Raw genomic sequence first — 2,386 nt, forward strand, 5'->3', positions numbered from 1 at the left:
GGAGGGACGGCCTCGATGTCGGTGTGCTGGCGTCGGACTACCGTCGGCTCGTGGATGTCCTGGCCGGCGAGAGCGGGTCGGGCGGGGAGGCGATGGACTGTCGGCAGCTGGCGCTGGCGCTCGGTCTGGAGGCGGTTCCGGCGAAGGTCGAGGGGGTGCGGTCAAAGGCGAAGCGGCTGGCCGCGCGGGGCTGGCTGACTGAGGACCGTCCGGGGTTGTTCAGCGTGGCCGCCGGGCGAGGCGGCGGCTCATGACCATGGTCATCGACCAGCGGATCATCGCCTCCGCGGTGTCGGTGCGGGCCTCGTAGTCGCGGGCCAGGCGACGCGAGCGCATCAGCCACGCGAACGTCCGCTCCACCAGCCACCTCTTGGGCAGCACCACGAAGCCCGTGGTGTCGTCGGTGCGTCTGACCACTGACAGCGCGATGGCGAGGATGTCGCGGGTGACGTCGACCAGGCGTCCGGTGTAGCCGCCGTCCGCCCACACCAGCGTGATGCGCCAGTGCCGCTCCCGTAGCCGGGCCAGCAGTGTCCGGCCCGCGTCGCGGTCGGTGACGGACGCCGCGGTGACCATCACCGTCAGCAGCAGCCCGAGGGTGTCCACCACGATGTGGCGCTTGCGCCCGTTGACCTTCTTCCCACCGTCGAAACCCCTGGTCGCGGCTGGCACCGACGCGGCTCCCTTCACCGACTGGGAGTCGATGATGCCCGCCGTCGGTTCCCGGTCCCGGCTGGCGGCCTCGCGGACCCGGTCGCGCAGCCGGTCGTGGAACTCGGCGACCAGACCCTTGTCCCGCCAGCGCCGGAAGAACGCGTAGACGCGGTCCCACGCGGGGAAGTCCGCGGGCATCGACCGCCAGGTGATGCCGCCTGCGACCAGGTAGCGCACCGCGTCGACCATCTGCCGATGGCAATAGCCCTCCGGCTGACCGCCCCGGCCCTCCAGCCACCCCGGCACCGGCAGCGCATCGCGCACCACGGCCCATTCGGCATCCGTCATGTCCGAGGGATACTTCGGCCGCCTGTGCGGCCGGTCCCCGGCGTTGCCGAACCGGTGAGCGAGACAATCACACTCACGAGCAGCCGAGTTGAAGCCTGCAGGCGTGAGGGCGTACAACAGCGGCAACAGGGCCTCCTGATGTGCTCAAGGTCTCAACAACCCCGAGCTGCACCAGAGGCCCTGTTTTCATGCACGGACAGACCAAAGACCGCCCGACCGAGCCGCCGCACTCGAACCCATGCTCACCAAGATCGTTACGACAACGGCTTCTAAACGGCCGCACATCCTTGGGCCGGTGGGCCGTTCGCTTCTCAGTCAGAAGGGAGGTTCGAGATCGCCGCGGCCATCGCTGTGTGGCCCGCAGTCCCAGGGCTTCTCCTGGAAAGGTTCGATGTCGGTGACGTCGTGGCCCCATGCTTCGAGGGCCTTCCAGGCAACGCGCCGGTTAGGGGCGTCGCTGCTGGTGTCCAGGATGCGGCGCGCATGCACGGCGAGGTGATCGCGGTGCTGGGCGAGCGCGGGGTGTTCGGCGAGGATGAGCGCGGCGAGGCTGGCGGCTTCGCGCACGTCCTCGTGACTGTCCTGCAGGAAGGGCGCGACGGCTCGATAAAGCATCGGGCGCAGGTCCCGGAAGACCGCCACGATGGTGCCGGGGGTGAGGAAGCCAGGGAAGTACTGCTCGGTGCGGTCGACAACCTCGTCACAAGCGTTGTCGGCCGTGGAAGCCAACCAGTTCAACAATGTCGCGCGGATGGGGACGTTGCGATACGGCCGGAGGGTCATGGCCGCCGGGTGGGTGAGGATGCCGGCGACATACATGGCGACGGGGGCGGTGGCTTCGTAGATGGTGTTCTGGTGGCCGACCAGCTCACTCAGTTCCGACAAAGCGGTGACCTGCACCTTGGGATCAGGCTCCAGCAACCGTGCCAGGACTTTGGGAAGGCACTCACCGTTCCCGAAAGCTGTCTGGAGCGAACCCCAATCAGTCTCCGCCAGGACTACCTGGTAGGGCGGCACGTCAGGTTCGCGGGGCGCCCCGGCCGTGAGGGTGCTGTGATTCACAGGCCAAACCTAGACCAGACTTCTGACACGATTCCTGTCCGGGCCAGTTAGAAGCCGTTGTCTTTCCGAGAGTGACGGGTGCATTTGCGCTGGCCAGGCATAGGGTCGGTGTTTCGGCGGCAGAGACGAGGTGTTGTCTCGGCTCTGCGGTGGAGGTGCCGGGATGCATGCCGTCGGTAGGGCCTCCTGGTGTGCTCAAGGTCTCGACAGCCCCAAGCTGCACCAGAGGCCCTGTCTTCATGCACGGACAGACAGAAGGTCGCCCGACTGAGCGGCCGCGCTCGAACCCATGCTCACCCAGATCGGTACGACAACGGCTTCT

General features: G+C 67.6%; 2 protein-coding genes and 1 pseudogene. 1 reads left to right on the forward strand and 2 read right to left on the reverse strand.

Annotation, left to right across the window (positions count from 1 at the left end; all coding sequences use genetic code 11):
• A pseudogene (locus ACIPSC_RS38985) lies at positions 1-254 on the forward strand (hypothetical protein); the annotation flags it as partial.
• On the opposite strand, the gene ACIPSC_RS38990 reads toward ACIPSC_RS38985, so the two are convergent.
• Positions 220-1,002, reverse strand: a complete 783-nt coding sequence (locus ACIPSC_RS38990; protein ID WP_400835155.1) for an IS5 family transposase — start codon at positions 1,000-1,002, stop codon at positions 220-222. The pseudogene ACIPSC_RS38985 and the gene ACIPSC_RS38990 overlap by 35 nt on opposite strands.
• Positions 1,003-1,317: 315 nt before the next feature.
• On the reverse strand, positions 1,318-2,064 hold the full coding sequence (locus ACIPSC_RS38995) for a hypothetical protein (RefSeq protein ID WP_400835158.1): 747 nt from the start codon (positions 2,062-2,064) through the stop codon (positions 1,318-1,320).
• Positions 2,065-2,386 lie beyond the last annotated feature (322 nt).

The organism is Kitasatospora sp. NPDC090091, from assembly GCF_044747365.1.
GTDB lineage: Bacteria > Actinomycetota > Actinomycetes > Streptomycetales > Streptomycetaceae > Kitasatospora.